At 43.5% G+C, this 16,494-nt stretch carries 17 protein-coding genes; 3 read left to right on the top strand and 14 right to left on the bottom strand.

Translation table 11 applies throughout. From position 1 onward, the window contains the following. Window positions 1–48: 48 nt before the first annotated feature. The 6 genes from ybeY to MJ612_RS15650 all read right to left on the bottom strand — a co-directional run bounded on the left by ybeY (window position 49) and on the right by MJ612_RS15650 (window position 6,021). On the bottom strand, window positions 49–477 hold the full coding sequence (gene ybeY, locus MJ612_RS15675; protein ID WP_187032399.1) for an rRNA maturation RNase YbeY: 429 nt from the start codon (window positions 475–477) through the stop codon (window positions 49–51). Continuing rightward, the gene (locus MJ612_RS15670; protein WP_187032401.1) at window positions 461–886 is read right to left on the bottom strand and encodes an ATP-binding protein; all 426 of its coding nucleotides are present in this window, start codon (window positions 884–886) and stop codon (window positions 461–463) included. Before MJ612_RS15670 ends, ybeY begins: the two co-directional genes overlap by 17 nt. Window positions 887–919: 33 nt before the next feature. After that, window positions 920–4,231: a DUF4175 family protein gene (locus MJ612_RS15665; protein ID WP_187032403.1), complete on the bottom strand. Its 3,312-nt coding sequence runs from the start codon at window positions 4,229–4,231 to the stop codon at window positions 920–922. Window positions 4,232–4,381: 150 nt separating this feature from the next. Continuing rightward, window positions 4,382–5,143 (bottom strand): exodeoxyribonuclease III, encoded by a 762-nt coding sequence (locus tag MJ612_RS15660; RefSeq protein WP_187032405.1) that lies wholly within the window; start codon window positions 5,141–5,143, stop codon window positions 4,382–4,384. A 101-nt stretch (window positions 5,144–5,244) separates the two neighbouring features. Next, entirely contained in the window at window positions 5,245–5,595 is a 351-nt protein-coding gene (locus tag MJ612_RS15655) for a hypothetical protein (RefSeq protein ID WP_187032407.1), read from the bottom strand. A gap of 78 nt (window positions 5,596–5,673) precedes the next feature. Further along, the gene (locus MJ612_RS15650) at window positions 5,674–6,021 is read right to left on the bottom strand and encodes a carboxymuconolactone decarboxylase family protein (protein ID WP_187032409.1); all 348 of its coding nucleotides are present in this window, start codon (window positions 6,019–6,021) and stop codon (window positions 5,674–5,676) included. An 89-nt stretch (window positions 6,022–6,110) separates the two neighbouring features. Here MJ612_RS15650 and MJ612_RS15645 point away from each other — a divergent pair, with 89 nt between their 5' ends. Further along, the gene (locus MJ612_RS15645) at window positions 6,111–6,797 is read left to right on the top strand and encodes a ComF family protein (RefSeq protein ID WP_250419212.1); all 687 of its coding nucleotides are present in this window, start codon (window positions 6,111–6,113) and stop codon (window positions 6,795–6,797) included. 259 nt (window positions 6,798–7,056) lie between these two features. Here the strand turns inward: MJ612_RS15645 and MJ612_RS15640 are convergent, their stop codons facing one another. The 3 genes from MJ612_RS15640 to MJ612_RS15630 form a co-directional block, all read right to left on the bottom strand. Next, on the bottom strand, window positions 7,057–7,536 hold the full coding sequence (locus MJ612_RS15640) for a DUF4265 domain-containing protein (RefSeq protein ID WP_187032411.1): 480 nt from the start codon (window positions 7,534–7,536) through the stop codon (window positions 7,057–7,059). A 72-nt stretch (window positions 7,537–7,608) separates the two neighbouring features. Beyond that, window positions 7,609–8,853 (bottom strand): gliding motility lipoprotein GldJ, encoded by a 1,245-nt coding sequence (gldJ, locus tag MJ612_RS15635; protein WP_187032413.1) that lies wholly within the window; start codon window positions 8,851–8,853, stop codon window positions 7,609–7,611. Between the two features lie 63 nt (window positions 8,854–8,916). Further along, window positions 8,917–9,930 (bottom strand): PorP/SprF family type IX secretion system membrane protein, encoded by a 1,014-nt coding sequence (locus MJ612_RS15630; RefSeq protein WP_187032415.1) that lies wholly within the window; start codon window positions 9,928–9,930, stop codon window positions 8,917–8,919. A gap of 134 nt (window positions 9,931–10,064) precedes the next feature. Here MJ612_RS15630 and MJ612_RS15625 point away from each other — a divergent pair, with 134 nt between their 5' ends. Both MJ612_RS15625 and MJ612_RS15620 read left to right on the top strand, forming a co-directional pair. Beyond that, the gene (locus MJ612_RS15625) at window positions 10,065–13,094 is read left to right on the top strand and encodes an AsmA family protein (RefSeq protein WP_187032417.1); all 3,030 of its coding nucleotides are present in this window, start codon (window positions 10,065–10,067) and stop codon (window positions 13,092–13,094) included. Window positions 13,095–13,347: 253 nt separating this feature from the next. Next, window positions 13,348–14,145: a DUF4382 domain-containing protein gene (locus MJ612_RS15620; protein ID WP_187032419.1), complete on the top strand. Its 798-nt coding sequence runs from the start codon at window positions 13,348–13,350 to the stop codon at window positions 14,143–14,145. 116 nt (window positions 14,146–14,261) lie between these two features. On the opposite strand, the gene MJ612_RS15615 is transcribed toward MJ612_RS15620, so the two are convergent. The 5 genes from MJ612_RS15615 to MJ612_RS15595 form a co-directional block, all read right to left on the bottom strand. Then, complete coding sequence (locus MJ612_RS15615) at window positions 14,262–14,738, bottom strand: DinB family protein (RefSeq protein ID WP_187032421.1); 477 nt, start codon at window positions 14,736–14,738, stop codon at window positions 14,262–14,264. Window positions 14,739–14,745: 7 nt separating this feature from the next. Next, complete coding sequence (locus MJ612_RS15610; RefSeq protein ID WP_250419211.1) at window positions 14,746–15,108, bottom strand: DUF6970 domain-containing protein; 363 nt, start codon at window positions 15,106–15,108, stop codon at window positions 14,746–14,748. Window positions 15,109–15,188: 80 nt separating this feature from the next. Continuing rightward, window positions 15,189–15,575, bottom strand: a complete 387-nt coding sequence (locus MJ612_RS15605; RefSeq protein WP_222619661.1) for a diacylglycerol kinase family protein — start codon at window positions 15,573–15,575, stop codon at window positions 15,189–15,191. 42 nt (window positions 15,576–15,617) lie between these two features. Next, window positions 15,618–16,157 carry a peptide-methionine (S)-S-oxide reductase MsrA gene (gene msrA / locus MJ612_RS15600; RefSeq protein ID WP_187032423.1) on the bottom strand — a complete coding sequence of 180 codons (540 nt, stop codon included), beginning with the start codon at window positions 16,155–16,157 and terminating at the stop codon, window positions 15,618–15,620. 24 nt (window positions 16,158–16,181) lie between these two features. Continuing rightward, the gene (locus MJ612_RS15595; RefSeq protein ID WP_187032425.1) at window positions 16,182–16,487 is read right to left on the bottom strand and encodes a peptide-methionine (R)-S-oxide reductase; all 306 of its coding nucleotides are present in this window, start codon (window positions 16,485–16,487) and stop codon (window positions 16,182–16,184) included. Window positions 16,488–16,494 lie beyond the last annotated feature (7 nt).

The raw sequence follows: 16,494 nt of genomic DNA, 5'->3' as shown, positions 1-16,494 counted from the left end.
GATGTTTCACGTGAAACATCTACAAGAGATTGGTAATTCCTTTTGCGATTAAAATTTTCGCAAAGATAAGCAAGAATCTTCTTGTTTGCGCATAACTGCTTCCTGCTCTTCGGTCTTATCTTTAAAACCTAACAGGTGCAATACGCCATGAATGAGGACGCGGTGAAGTTCGTCTTCGAAAGGTATTCCTAAAGTTTGGGCGTTATCTCGAACGCGGTCTATGCTAACAAAAATATCACCTTCCACAGTGCCTTCTTCATCAGCATTGTCAAAGGTGATAATGTCAGTAAGCGTGTCGTGATCTAAATACTCTACATTGATCTGGTGCAGGTACTCATCAGAACAGAAAATGTAGGTCAGACCAGCCAGCTCAAAATCATGCTGCTCAATTATAGATGCAATCCAATCAGAAACTTGCTCCGGGTTCGATAACGAAAACGCAATGTCTTCGCTATAAAACTCAATTGGATGATCCATTCTGATGTGTTTCGATGTTAAATTTCAGTTGAACTTTTTTACCAGCATCAAGGAAGTTTACTTCATCGCATAGGTTGCGCATCAGGAAAATACCACGACCACCAGGGTTCTCCAGGTTTTCAGGAGCAGTAGGATCTGGCAGGTTCTCGTAATCAAAACCAGGACCTTCGTCTTCTACCTCAAACAGGAGCTGGTTTTGCTCTACCATAAGGGTAAGATAAACGCTCTTGTCTTTATCGAACTTGTTGCCATGCCGGATGGCGTTATTTACAGATTCTGTCACGGCAACCATAATGTTACCATAGATATCATCTTCAAACTCGAATTCTTCCTTTGAGTTGTCTATAAAACTTTCTATTACCCGGATGTTTTCGATTAAGGAAGGAATCTGAATTTTAACTTGATTCATATTAATCTTAAGTATGTAAACTATTTGGTGCTATTAAAATTTCGTATTCTGAAAATACTCATTTACCTTTTGCTTATAGTACGGAGACAATGCAGGCGGTATCGTTTTAAGTAATTCAGTTTGTTTTTCTTTTGCTTTCAGGTACTTCTCAAACGACGGAGGAAGTTTGCGTGCAATATTATGTGCCGTCTTGGCTTCCCTCTTATTATCAAGCTCCCGCTCCTTCATCGACCTTTCAGCTTCAAGTAACCGGGTTAGGATCTCGCGCTGCCGCATAATCGTTTGCTCGGTCAAACGTTTATTAACGAGATCAGTTTCGCTTTGTTCCATCATCTTGCTAATATTTCCGAGATCGCCCTGTTTGCCATTTTCACCAGGTTTGGTGCCTTGCTTCTCCATTTCACGAAGGGCATTTCGGAGAGCCTCCTGCTCAGCAGCTAATTTAGCTAATTCTTCAGACAGTGCCTTACCTGATTTGCCACCTTTTTTCAATTCTTCTATTTTTTTATTTAAAGCGTCCTGCATTTCGCCTAAACCACCTGGTTTTTTCTGATTTCCCTTCTGTTTTCCGGCCATATTGCCTTGCATGTTCTGCATAGCTTGTTGCATTTGCTTTAAAGCATCGTTCAGCATTAGCGCCAGGTTGTTCATACTTGTCATAGCAAGTTGCTGCTGAGCTGTGGCTTTGCCTACATTCCTATCGCGTAGCTCCTGCATACTATTATCCATACTTTGGTTCATGGATGCTACTTCGCGGGTAACAAAGGACTGAATCTGGAATACCTTTTTGGCAAGTGCGTACAAACTATCTTCAATTACCTTAGCGTTGTCGCGTAAGTTGAGCTGCTCCTGAGATAAAGCTATAAAGCGCGGATCACTTTGGTTCACACTTCTGAAGGATTTCATTACAGCTTCCTGGTCAAAAGATAACTTGATCAGGTTCTCCAAAATATCTCTAAGGTTGTCAAGGTTCTGTTGCATGCCGGCCATGCTCATGGTGTTCATCATCTGATCCATCTGCTGAGCCATCTGCTTCATTTGCTGCCCTGCTTTCTGCTGACTTTCGCTGGCTTTTTTGTTTTGCTGTTTCTGTAGCTGTTGCTGGCTTTGCTCCATGTTCTGCTCGATCTGCTGTTCGCCCTGCTCCTGCTGCTGCTCATCCATTGGGTTAGGGTTCTCCATTTTATCGTTCAGTTCTTTCAGCTCATCCATTTGTTTTCTCACTTCTTCAAATTGCTCCTGAAGCTCTTTCTGCTCCTGTTGCAGTTGCTTGTTGTCTTCTTGTTTCTGAGCAGTTTTATCAGCTAATTTTTCCTGGTCCTGGGCCATTTCCTCCAGCTTTTCAGAGATGTTATCCAGCTTTTGCTCAAACTGCAATTGCTTAAAAAGTTCAAGTGCCCGCTCCAGTTCACGCTCCAGGTTCTTCTCCCGGTTATCGAGTTTGCTTAGCAGCTTCTGAAGTTCAGGGTCATTGGCTTGTTTCTGCTGTAGTAACTTTTCCAGTTCTTCATAAAGCTTCTTTGTTTCCGGATCGAGCAGGTCGTTCATGAGTTTCTGCAGTTCCTGAGCTTTATCGGCCAATTGCTTGTCCTGCTCGCTCAGCATGTTCTGCTTCTTGTTCAACTCATCAAACATTTCCTTCATGGCTGCCAGGTCCTGTTCCAGTTGTTTCTTCTTTTCTACTAAGTTTTCAAGCTGTTTTTTATCCTGCCAGTTCAAGTCACGTTTGGTCTTTAATTTCTCTTCGGATTTCGAGAGCTCCTCCTGGAGTTTATTGGCTCTTTCCAGTGATTTACTGATCTGGCTGCCTACTGATTGTGCATTGCTGTTCAGCTCTTTCTCCAAATCTCGTTTACTCGGTACTTTTAATTCGAAGGTGCGGGTGCGCGCATTTTTAGGTCCGTGCAAGCCATCGTTATCCCAAACCTGTACAAAGTACTCCAGTTTTTCGCCGGGCTGCATATTTAAAGCAGCAGTATTCCATTGGTAATAATAGGCTTGGCTAGCCTGGCGGGGAGAAAGCGGCAATGCTATACTTTTATATCCTGCTTTAGAATTGTTTTGGTTACTTACACGGTAGTGAATTGCCAAACGAGATAAACCATAATCGTCGGAAACATCGCCTCCCAACACCAGGAAAGAATAAAGGGCTGTATCCTGAAACTGCTCCAAGGTGATCTGAGGATGTTTATCAGCAATGGCCGTGATCTGATATTTAATGTCTTCTTTGTTGGAGCTATACTTGTTCTTGAGCTGGATGCTATAGTTCTGGCTCTCATTTATTTTTTTACTGGCAGAGAAACTATCCTCATCTTTTTGAGTGGCTAATTTCTGATCAGGGTTGTCGAAAGAGAGGCTTATACTTTCCGTTTCAGAAGCTTTAAAGTTCCACGTGAGCGTGCTGCCCTCGGGTACAGTGGCACTTCCAGTATTCTCAATTACTTCAGGTTTACGGTTGAAGTAGGCAGGATATTGTACCTGTAACTCAAAGTCTTTTAGGTTAGGGCGGGAAAGCAGTTCCAAAGTATATGTATCCGACATAAAGCCGGAGCCTTCCAATTCAAAATCTATACTTTTGAGTGGCTGCTTAAAAGTATAAGTATAGGTATTATCAGCTGCTTGTTGTAGTAATTGCCGCCGGCCGTTATAGTTAATATATACTTCTTTAGGTATGGCCTCTCCTTCTATGGCTACTTTCAGTGTAAAGTCTTCACCACGAAAGGTCTGTAATTCATTGTTCTGCACCTTGAAGGTAAAAGGAGCAACCGGTGCATAGAATTTTTTGTAATTAATGATACGCTCTGTACCCTGAACAAAAATAGCCGGGTAAACCATGGCTATAAGCAACGCGATAACTGCCGGCAAAGCCACATACTTCAGTATTGGCTTGTTATCTTTATAAGTTACTGCATCTTTAAACCGGAATTGTAATAACTGACCCGTACGCTGGTTTATACTTGCTGCAATCAGTTCATTTGTTCTGTCTAAGTTATTTAACTGGATGGCATTCAGTAATTTATCTTTTATTTCGGGATAAAAGCTACCTACGCGTAAAGCAGCCTGTTCATCAGATAATAGTCTGCTTAAATTAGCCAGGGCAGCTACTGGCAAAGCTATCCAGCGAACAAAAGCATAAATTATAATACCTATAAAAGAAAAAAGAAGTATAGCCCGTACTGCCTGCGGGAAATAGAAGACATACTCCAGTAAACTATAAATGATGTAGATAGAAAGTAACAGACCTACAGCAAATAAGCTGCCCCGCAGCAGCAGGTTCAGATAGAACTTCTTCTTGAACTCCTGCAGCTGATGCATCAGTTGGGTAAGTGCATCCGGTTGTTTCATAGGTGTTTGATACTATAACGCTAAAGGAAATGTGCGGTTACAGCTATACATAAAGTAAGAGCACCTAATAACCTGTATATGAAAATATACCCTTGATTATCAGGTGCTCTTAAATATAACTATAAAATCGGGTGCTTTCGTATATGGCACCTACTCTATTTCCAGTAGCACGGGGCAATGGTCAGAGTGTTTGGCTTCGGTAAGTATAGCTGCTCGTTTTAGCCTATCGCTCAGGTTGTTGGTTGTCATGTTATAGTCTATACGCCAGCCCAGATTTTTATTACGAGCGCCAGCACGATAGCTCCACCAGGTGTAGTTGTGCGGTTCTTTGTTAAAGTGCCTGAACGAATCAGTGAAGCCGCTATCGATAAACTTACTTAGCCAGTTACGTTCTTCAGGCAAAAAACCTGAGCTGTTCGCATTTGACTTTGGGTTATGAATATCAATTGGTTGATGACAGATATTATAGTCGCCGCTTATTACAAGGCCAGGCAACGTTTGCTTAAGGTCGCCGATGTAACCAAAAAAGTCATCCATCCACTGGAATTTGAATCCCTGGCGCTCCTCCCCGCTTGAGCCGGAAGGCATATACACACTCATCACTGAATAGTTATCATAATCAGCACGGATTACACGGCCTTCGTTGTCGTAGCACGAAATGCCACAACCCACTTCTACATGGTTAGGCTTTTTTTTAGAAAGTATAGCCACACCACTATAGCCTTTTTTAACAGCCGGATGCAGGTACACGTTATAACCCAGGTCTTCAAATACAGCGCGGTCAAATTTTTCTTCGCAGGCCTTTATCTCCTGCAGGCACAACACATCCGGGTTAGCTGCCTTTACCCAATCCTGAAATCCTTTGCTAAGCGCAGCGCGAATGCCGTTAACGTTGTAAGTAATTATTTTCATTGTGTTAGCGTATCACGAAGCACGTATCAGGTAGCACGACAGATAATTTTTTTACTAGAAGTCGTGATACGTGATACGAAGTACGTGTGTCGTAATAAAATTTATACTTGATCCAGCTGATTAAAGTACTCCAGAATATGCCACTTCAGCATTTTCTCCTGCTCTTTGAGATTGGCAAAAGGTAAAGGTTTAAGTGCTTTATAATGTGGCCAGCCTTCTTCATCTACTTTCTCTAATTTATAGTAACCCGACAGGCTGAATACTTTACAGGTGGCAATGTGCATCAGGTCCTGCTTTTCTTCTTTTGTAAATTCTGTAATGCCTTTGCCGAGTTCTTGTATACCGATCAGGAAAAGTATAGCGTTCAAGTCAGGCTTCTTCCCGAATTGCTTCATCAGGAAAGCCCGCAACTGCGTCCATCTATGTTCTAAATTATCTGATTCTTCTATCATGTGTTTGTTGATTGTCGGTTATTAATTGTTGACCCCGATAATAGTTTAGAACAGCAATCAACAATTAACAATCAGAAATTAAGACTTCTGCGCTTTCAATTCTTCCCAGTACTCTACTGCCCTTCTGAAGTGCGGGATCACAATGGAACCACCTACCAGGTTAGCAATTGAAAATACTTCAAACACTTCTTCGTCGGTTACGCCTTCTTCAAAGCTTTTACCTAAGTGGTACTTAATGCAGTCGTCGCAGCGCAAAACCATAGAGGCAACCAGGCCCAGCATTTCTTTTGTTTTTACATCAAGGGCTCCTTCTGCGTATGTGTTGGTATCTAAATTAAAGAAGCGTTTGATCACTTTATTGTCGTAAGACATGATGCGCTCGTTCATACGCGAGCGATATTCGTTAAATTCTTCTAATTGGCTCATTGTTGTGAATTGATTAGCTGAAATAGCTTTACTGTAGATATAAAATTACGGCAAAAAAATAACAATACCTTAACCACTAAGTCTATACTATGTTTCAGGACCTGCTGTCGTTATTTTTCCCGGAAAGTTGTTTCTCCTGCAACGGAGCTTTGGCGCATGGTGAGCGTTATATCTGCACTGAGTGTAATATAAAACTTCCTTACACTGATTTTCATGAACATGGGACTACAGAGCATAACCCCTTACAGCGCAGGTTCTGGGGTAAAGTGCCGGTCAGGTTTGCTTTCTCTTATTTATATTTTAACTCTAAAGGCAGTGTGCAGCGGTTATTACACCAGCTAAAGTATAAAGGTGCAAAGGAATTAGGAGAGCATTTAGGACTACGGTACGGCAGTATACTTCAGGAGTACCAATATCATGACCAAATAGACCTTATAGTTCCGGTGCCGCTGCATAAACAGAAACAGCGAAAGCGTGGATATAATCAGTCGGAGTGGTTTGCCAAAGGTATAGGAGCAGCTATGGGCGTGCCGGCAAAAGCAGATGTACTTAAACGAACAATAAACACTACCACGCAGACGCAAAAGAACCGCCTGAGCCGCTGGCAAAACGTGGAGCAGGTCTTTGAAGTAACTAAGCCGGAACAGGTAAAAGGCAGGCGTGTACTTATAGTTGATGATGTGCTGACAACAGGAGCCACACTGGAAGCCTGTGCCATTACGTTATTAGCAGCCGGCGCTACCGAAGTAAGTATAGCCACTATAGCCGCCGCCTGATAGTCGATCTTATAGTTTTATCCGCAATCCAGAGAAGTAAGCAACCTGCATTAACTATAGAAATAGTAGTCGGGAAGTCTGCCATGTAACTGGTCTGGCAAGGTGGGCAGTAAATGTTGGGTAAACACGGCTCACACTGTATCGTTTTTTTGTGCCAGTAGTACGTTGCAATTAAAGCTATATTGATTATGATCCAGACTAATAGCTTTACCTGCACGCGGTTGATCTTCATAGGAAGTGTAAGACAATAGTTTACAGGTTAACCTTCTGTTTGCTTACGATGCACATCAGATAAGCTCGGCTCAGCATATTCTATTTTCTCTTCCGCTTCCAGTCTGTCCAGTTCGGTTTTTACCTGCTTATAGTCTACATCATCCGGAATGTCCAGCACAAAGAAGTCGTCATTTACTACTTCTGACACGCAACGCATATTACTGAAGATATCACGGATATCGTCCATAACTATACTTTCATCATTCATCACAACCTGTACAGTAGAGTGGCCTCCGTAGCTTACCGTTTTCTGGTAAACCAGCTGTTTGGTTGCCGGGTCTATATCTGCGAACACAATATCGTTTGAGGCTATAAGCGAAGTATAAAACGGAATACTGTCGATCTGGTAAAGGCGGTTTTCTTTGTCCAGCACAAACGCCCAAAGCGGTTCTTCTATCTCCTGCTCAAATAAATCGCTGTAGCTTTTAAAGATGATCTGTACGTGTTCGGTTGTTTCTTCTTTCATAGGGAGGTATATAAAGTATAAAGCCCGGATGTTTGGTCCGGGCTTTAAAATTATAGTTAGGTTATTTACTTCTTAATGGTTTGAGCCAGCGTTGATCATGGCACAACGGAAACCAATAGTTGCTGTTGATGAATCCTGCGTCATGAAACGACGAGTACCAGGAGATAACCAGTAAGCAACATCTTTCCAGGAACCGCCTTTGTAAACGCGAACCTCATCGTTGATCAGCGAGTGGAAATCTCTAACATCAGTGTTAGCATAATTTTCTTTCTCATCCAGATAACCATCTCTACGGAATGGGTTCAGGTCTTCCACATCTTCAAAAGAAAGCGGACGATACACATCTTGTACCCACTCGTTTACGTTACCGGCCATGTTATATAAACCGAAGTCGTTTGGCGGGTAGCTGTAAATATAGTCTGTGATCATCGCACCGTCGTTCAGGGCACCTGCGATACCTGCATAGTCACCACGGCCACGCTTAAAGTTAGCCATAAACTTACCCATCTGCTTGCCATACGGGTTACGTATTTGGTGGCCATCCCAAGGGTAAAGTCTGCGGTTGTTCTGGTTCTCGTCTTCAGAGTACTGTGTACCAATCATCGCCTGAGCTGCATATTCCCACTCTGCCTCTGTTGGGAGACGATAGTTCGGAAGCACATAACCAGACTCGATAGATGGTTTTTCGCCTTCGGCAGGAGCTTCTTCAGCACCTTTCTTTCTTCCGAAAAGGCCTCTTTTGCCGCCACCGCCGCCAGTAGCTTCTTTAGCAAGGTTTTCGTTTACCTTAGCTGTACGCCAGATAGCGTAGTTATTAGCCTGTAACCAGCTTACACCCACCACCGGGAAGAAACGGAAACCAGGATAACGCAGGTAGTACGTTACATAAGGATCGTTGAAAGAAAGCTGACGAGACCAAACAGTAGTATCTGGCAGAGCTGCCTGGTATACTTCCGGAACTGAGTCCTGCTTAATGTAGTGCAGATACTCCAGCCAGTGAATGTTTGCGACCTCAGTTTCATCCATATAGAAAGAAGCAACTGTTACCGTACGCTCAATATTATCGCGCGTCATGGCAACATCCTCTTCCATAGAACCTAATACAGTACGGCCACCTTCAATAAAAATCAATCCCGGACCGCCCTGAATATCAGCGTAATCCTCCACAGCAAAAGCCTTTTCGTCTTCGCCATACTCTATACCTGTGGCGGAGCTGTAGTCTCCCGGGTTTGTGCTGGTAGGCTGTCCTCCTCTATTGCAGGCAGTGAGAAGCAAGCCTCCCATAACCACAGCCGATAAATACTTAGCAAATTTCATAAAATAGCACCCAATTAAGATAAGGTTCTTGTAACGTAGTTTAATGTGCAATTATAAATAAAATTAGATTTCCGGACAAATAATGCGTCGGCTTATTTTTGACCGGGAGCGGCTTCGAAACACTTTATCAGTACCAAGTCGTTCAAAAACAATAGAAATTTCGGTAGCACCACCACTTTGGCGGCTAAAATCGCTTATTCCTACATCGTGGCTGAACCCGACTTTTACCTGATTTAGTTGCAGCCCTGCTATTACGGCAAGTGCCTGTTCCTGGTTCTGATCGCCTGTTACCGGTACTCCTTTGTATAATAAACCTAACGAAACAGGAGTATAATTAGTGTATAAACCGGCACTCAGCCAATTAAAATTTTTCTGATGTGTAAAAGTAGCTGTCGGGGTTATGCTAAACTCTGCCTCGCCTCCGTTGGTTTGGTAGCTGCTAACGTAAAATTTGTAGCCAGTGTTTACCGTAAAACGCATCGGGAGCGAAGTTTTTTCTCCGAAGCCATAAGCAGGTTTATTTAAGTGTGCAGCCGTGAGGCCCAGCCATAGCTGGTTTGTATAAAGCAGTGCGCCTGTAGCAAAGCTTATGTATTGTGTTGGCTCAAAGGTATTTGCTTCTGCTGTAGTTACAGCCACCTGCCCGTTATCGCTTAACTGGTCGCCAAAAACAAGATTATCAAAGTTTATACTTAAGGAAGCAACTGTGGCCTGTAAACCTGCGGATAAGGCTATACGATCAGTTAAGGGAGTGTGGTAAGCGTACCCGGCAGAAGCAGCCAGTTTTTGTAATCCACCGATACCGGCCTTGTCCTGAAGCAGTAGTAAACTAATTGCACTTTTTGTATTTGGAAGCAATAAATCAGCAGCTACCTGGTTGGTAAGGAAAGCCCCGTTAAGTGCAGGCCATTGTGTACGGTGGCTTATACTTACACTCCAGTCATGATTTAAGCCGGCAAAGGCAGGATTCAGGTATAAACGGTTAGCGTACTGCTGTGAGTAGTGTACATCCTGTGCGGTTGCTACAAAGCACCACAGAAAGGCAATAACATATAAGATCCATTTTTTTAAAAACATGTTTTAACGTGCATCAGAACAAGCTAAACCGAAAAATTAATGCTTACTATACTTTGCCTTTAAACTTTTGCATAGTTTTGGCTATACCTTTGCAGGATACGCATTTATAACAAGATACCCTTACTTATTCCTATATGAAAAAAGTAGTAATTGGCTTCTTTGTCTTTCTGGCGGTACTGCTGGCAGTAGCAGCACTGGTACCTGTTCTGTTCAAAGATAAAATCAAACAGACCCTCGACAAAGAGATAGCAAAGAATATTAATGCAAAAGTGCTTTACCAGACCGATGATGTAAGCCTTTCGCTGTTCCGTGACTTCCCGGATGTGTCGCTGGGTGTAGAGAACCTGGCTATAGTTGGCATAGACTCTTTTGCTACCGATACATTGGCGCAGGTGCCTGCCTTTAGAATGGGCCTTGACCTGATGAGTGTAATTGCCGGCGACGAACTGGAGATAAACTCTATTACTATGGATCAGCCTAAGATCAGGCTAATAGTTTTAAAAAGCGGCAAAGCAAACTGGGATATTATGATACCAGACAGCATAGCTGAAACTCCTGCCGATACTGCTGCCAGCGATTTTAAAATGGGCATTAAAAAATGGGATGTAAACAACGCTACCCTTTTTTACGATGACCTGAGTATCCCTTTTGGTATGGCTGCCTATAATGTAAACCACATCGGCTCCGGCGACTTTGCCAAAGATGTGTTCGATATGAAGTCGCAGACCACATCGGACCGCTTTACCATGACCTATGATGGCGTAAACTATATAGAGAACGGAAAACTGGATGCCGATGTAACGATGGCTATGGACCTGAACAAGGCACTCTATACTTTCAAGGATAACAAAATTCAGCTGAACGAGCTGCCGTTCCAGTTTGCCGGAACTATACTTATGCCTGAAGAAGCTATAGACTTCGACCTGACCTTTAAAGCTACGGAGACTGATTTCAGAAATGTGCTGTCGGTAGTGCCGGGTATGTATACAGAGCAGTTCAAGGATATCAAAACGGAAGGCAAGCTAAGCTTCGACGGTTATTTTAAAGGTCGCATGATCGATACCCTGATGCCGGGCTATGGTACAGAACTGAAGATCATCAATGGTTTTTTCAAATACCCTGACCTGCCACAGGCTGCCCGAAACATTAACGTGGATATGCGCATCGATAACAAAGATGGCAACCCAAATAACATGGTAGTTAATGTGCGCCAACTGCATCTCGACTTAGGGAAGAACCCAGTAGATGCCAAAGTGTTGATTGAAGGTTTGGAGCCGATGAAGGTAGATGGCAATATAAAGGCAAATATAGACCTGACCGAAATGACCAAAGTATACCCGATAGAAGGTATGGCGCTACGTGGTTTATTAAAGGTTGATGCTGATGCCAAAGGAGTTTATTCTGAAAAGAGCATGCCTGTTATTGATGCCGATATGCGCCTGACCAACGGCTATATCAAGTCCAAGGATTTTCCTGCACCTATCCAGAACCTGAACATGGTAGCTAACATCCTGAATAAAACTGGTAATACCGACGATACCCGCATAAACGTGGAGCGCTTTAACATGACCTTAGACGGCGAGCCTCTTTCCGGCAGAGCACTTATTGCAGGTATAGATCAACCGGCCTTCGATTTCGATATTAAAGGTATACTTGATCTGACCAAACTGACCAAGATATTCCCGCAGGAAGGTATGACCGTATCGGGTAGAATAAATGCCAACGTGGCGGCTAAAGGCAAAATGAGCGATGTGGAAGCTGAGAAGTATAACAACATTTCGGCAAACGGAACTATGGCCATCAGCAACCTGAACTTTGTAAGCACTGATATGCCGCAAGGTATAAAGATCAGCAAAGCCAATGCCGTGTTCAATAACGAGCGCATTGAGATCAAGAACCTGAATGGCCAGTTAGGCAAGAGTGATATACAGGCAAACGGTAGCATCTCAAATTATCTAGGCTATGCTCTGGCTGATAACCAGAGCCTGCGCGGAAACTTTAACCTGAGCTCTAATAATTTTAACGTGAATGAGTGGATGGTAGAAGAAACCGGTGAACCAGTAGCAAATGCCCAGGAAGAAGGTGTAGTAGAAGTACCGGCAAACTTAGACATTACCTTAAATGTAGATGCTAAACAGGTGCTTTATGATAACCTGAAGCTAAACAACATGCAGGGCCGCGTGCTGGTGAAAGATAAGGTAGCAAAATTGGATAAGGTAACCTTTAACACCCTTGGCGCTACATTTGCCACCAGCGGTACTTACAATACATCGGATATTTCGAAGCCCCTGTTTGATATGGCGCTTGATGTACAGAACCTGAACTTCCGACAGGCTTTTAATGCCTTTAATACTATAAAAGCCATAGCGCCAATTGCTGGTCTGCTGGATGGTACCTTTAACACCAAGTTTAATTTTGCTGGTGAGATGGCACCTGACATGACACCTGTGTTTAAAACGATGGATGGTGCAGGTGTGATAAAAGTATTGAAAGCAGCTGTACGCGATGTGAAGATTGTTCAGCAGATAAGTACCCTGACGCACCTGGAGCAACTGAAAAACTTTGTAGTTGAGAACAAGATGATCGATGCGCAGATAATTGATGGTAGTCTGGTGATCAAACCATTTGACATGAAAGTAGGCGACGTGCAGATGACTGTAGGTGGTAGCAACAACGTGAACGGACAAATAGATTATGTAACTGCCCTGAATGTGCCAACCGGAAAAGTAGGTAAAGAACTGAACTCCCGTTTAGCTGGTATGATCGGCGGCACTCAGTTAAAAGCTGCTGAGCGTGTAACCCTGAACCTGAAAGTTGGTGGTACGCTGGCCGATCCTCGTGTGAGCTTAGCTGGTGGCAGCGTAAAAGAGCAGGCATCTACTCTTGTAAAAGAAGCAGTGCAGAGCAAACTGAACGATGCTAAACTTAAACTGGATCAGCGTAAGGCACAGGCAGAAGACAGCATCCGGAACGAGCTGAACAGAAGAAAACTGGAAGCTGAGCAGAAAGCGCGCCTGGAACTGGAAAAGAAACGTAAAGAAGCCGAGCTCAATATTAAGAAACAGGCTACCGATAAGATCTCCGATTTTCTGAAACCGAAAACAAAGCCAGCTGTTAAGCCTGCTCCTACTCCAGCTGATACTACGAAAGCTGGTGCAAAATAATGCAATTTATAGAAGTACTATAATATAAAATTGTTGTATTTAAAGAAAGATGCCTGAAATGCCTATTTCAGGCATCTTTCATATATAGGCATACGTAATTTCCTGCTGTTATCTGCGTTCTATCCCTACAAATGCCACAAGGCATTACAGAACGTAACAAGCTCAACTATAAAAAGACAGACAATTTTAAATCTTCATGTTGTCTTCATCTTTGTATCAGATATTTGAGCTATAACTTTTAAATACAATAATTATGAAAAGAAAACTGATTATCCCTTTCTTATTAGGTGGCCTTATTTTCGGCTTTAGCTCATGCGACAGCGAATCAGAGAATGAAGGCAGTGGCACATCGCAACTGCAGGTTCGTATGACGGATGCGCCTGGCGATTATGAAGAAGTAAACATCGAAATCGAATCTGTGCAGGTGCATACTGAAGACACTGACAGCGAAGAAGGCTGGATAACACTAGATGAAATCAACCCTGGTATCTATAACCTGCTTGACTTTGCAAATGGCCAAGATACTTTGCTTGCCAGCGCTGAACTGCCTGCAGGCAACATCTCCCAGATCAGACTTATACTTGGCGACGAGAACACAGTAAAGCTTAAGAGCGGTGAAGTAATCGACCTGAAAACACCAAGCGGACAGACATCAGGTGTGAAACTTGACGTGAATGCTACTTTAGAATCTGATGTAACTTATGTAATGCTGCTTGACTTTGATGCTGCCCGTTCGGTAGTAGCTAAAGGCAACGGCGGTTATAACCTGAAACCTGTAATTCGTGTGATTTCACAGGCTGTGGCTGGTGGTATCAGAGGTAAAGTAACTCCTGCTGAGTATAAGCCAGGTATTTATGTAATCTCTTCTGCTAACGATACACTAGGTGGCTTTGCCAACGAAGCTGGTGACTTCCTGATCAAAGGTGTGCCGGCTGGTTCTTACACTGTTAAGTTCTACACTGAAGGTGCTGCACATGATACAACAGTAACAGATGTAGTAGTATCACAGAACGCTATTAAAGACTTAGGCACAGTACAGCTGCCTGAATAAAGAAACTTCTCCGGTTGAGTCCGGAAGTTTTTAAATGAATTAATTTGTGAACCCCCATGTAAAAAGGAGCTCTTTCTGGAGCTCCTTTTTATTTGTTTATACTTCTGAGTTTATACTTAGTATACCTGGCCCATCAGCTCACGCACGTAGGTAACATAATCGGTGTTTGGCGGTGTGTGGCCGTTTTTGCGCAGATCAGTGGCAACCTGGGCACGGTGGTAGGTGGCATGGTTGAAGGCATGTGTTAAAATATCTAAAACACGGGTGCTATACTTGTTACCCTGGCTGTTGGTATAATCTATCAGGCGGTTAAACTCGGCTTCGTCGGCGTTGGCAACCAGTTCGGCAATTTTATAAGAGGCATTTTTGTGCAGCTCCTTTAATTGCTCCAAGTTGTGCTCCTGCCATACTTTTACGGGGCTTTGTGTGCCGGTAATACGTGTTATCCAGATGGCCTGTGCGTTAAGTGCGTGGCTCATTAAGCGGGCTGCATTGTTTGGTACGCTTGGCAAGCTGCTGAAAACATCCAGCATGGTCTGGTTTGCCCAGATGTTATATTCTGATAAGTTCTTCAGTACGTCGTTTCCTGTCATTTCTAATTTATCTTTCTCGTTTATCTTCCCAAATTAAAGTTTCGTTTGTGCGCTTTTCTGCAAAATCAGGGCAGCGACCATCTCCCCTTCCGGTTATACCACCATCCGGCTCGCAAAGCTGGGCACCATCCTTATCAAACAGTTTAGAAGGTATGTCGCAGCAGCGGCCTGTCAGGTAGTATACTTCCTGGTTGTTATAGGTATAACGGTAAATTTTAGCGGGAGGGTTGGCCGGAGCGTCTTGTTCCAGTTGCTGTATAAGGTCAGTTAACCAGGGTGCCTGTGGACCCTCCGGCGCATTAGTTGATTTGCAGGATACAGCCACACAAAACAGGCTAACTATAAAAATGTAGGTTAGTATTTTATACATTTCCGTTTTTTTAAGCGGCTGCAAAGGTAATTATTTTAAATGATGATGAAAGAGGTACGGATAAAGTATAGCAAGGGTGCTTAATCAGTCTGATAGGTGTTAATCAGGTCCTGCACGTAAGGCACAAAAATGATGAGGCCAACTATAGCGGCGGTTATGGCTGCTACCAGTACGGCTGCGGCTGCCAGGTCTTTGGTTTTACCGGCCAACGGGTTATGTTGCGGCGATACCAGGTTTGTTAGCGTTTCAATGGAGGTGTTAAAGATCTCAGCAGTTATGACCAAGCCTATACTTCCGGCCAGCAGGCACCACTCTACCTTCGTTACCCTGAATATGATGCCAAGAAGTATAACCCCAATGGCAGCCAGTATATGCAGGCGCATGTGCGGCTCCGAACGCACAGCCGAGTTTATACCCTTTATGGCAAACTTAAAGCTGTTGTAGCGTTTCTTGAAGTAGCTATCCAATGGAATTATGAATTTTATCGAAACACTAAACACAAAACACTATTAACTAAACTCCGGCTTCAGCTTGTCTTTAAACACTTTCCGGAACTTCTCTACTTTCGGGCGTACTACAAAAGCACAATAAGGCTGGCTTCCGTTGTTGATAAAGTAATTCTGGTGGTAGTCTTCTGCAGGATAATAATTGGTAAGCGGCTCAATGGCGGTAACAATAGGGTCATCGAAAGCGCCGGATTCATCCAGGGCTAATTTATACTTTTCGGCAAGCTGCTTTTGTTCTTCGTTGTGATAGAAAATAACCGAGCGATATTGTGGTCCGACATCGTTGCCCTGGCGGTTTAAAGTGGTTGGGTCATGGGTCTCCCAGAAGACGCGCAGCAGCTCTTCGTAACTTATTTGTTGTGGATCAAAAGTTATCTGTAGCACCTCTGCGTGGCCTGTAGTGGCAGTGCAAACCTGTTTATAGGTTGGGTTTTCCACATGGCCGCCCGCATACCCCGACTCTACTTTTTCCACACCTTGTAACTGTTGAAAAACCGCCTCCGTGCACCAGAAGCATCCATTACCGAACGTTGCTATTTCCATTTATTTGTCTTCTACTTTGGTAATCTATATTTTATACTTCAGCGCATCTGCATTTATACAGTAGCGCACATGGCTTAGTGTACGGGCATCCTCAAACAAATGACCGAGGTGCTGTTTGCATTGGCTGCACAAGAGCTGTATCCTTTCTCGCCCATAAGTATCCAATGGGCTTTGTTGTACATGCTCCCCTACCTGATCCCAAAAGCTTGGAAAGCCTGAACCGACACTGAATTTATACTTAGCTTCAAACAGCACTTGCCCGCAGTTGGAACAAGTATAAATGCCGCTCTCCTGTTTGTTTTCCTGTACCTTGCCCCTGTGCCTGAACATGCGCAGG

Source organism: Pontibacter deserti, from assembly GCF_023630255.1.
In the GTDB taxonomy this organism is placed as follows: domain Bacteria; phylum Bacteroidota; class Bacteroidia; order Cytophagales; family Hymenobacteraceae; genus Pontibacter; species Pontibacter deserti.
The sequence above is the reverse complement of the archived record's forward strand: the minus strand, read 5'-3'. Positions and strand labels throughout refer to the sequence as shown.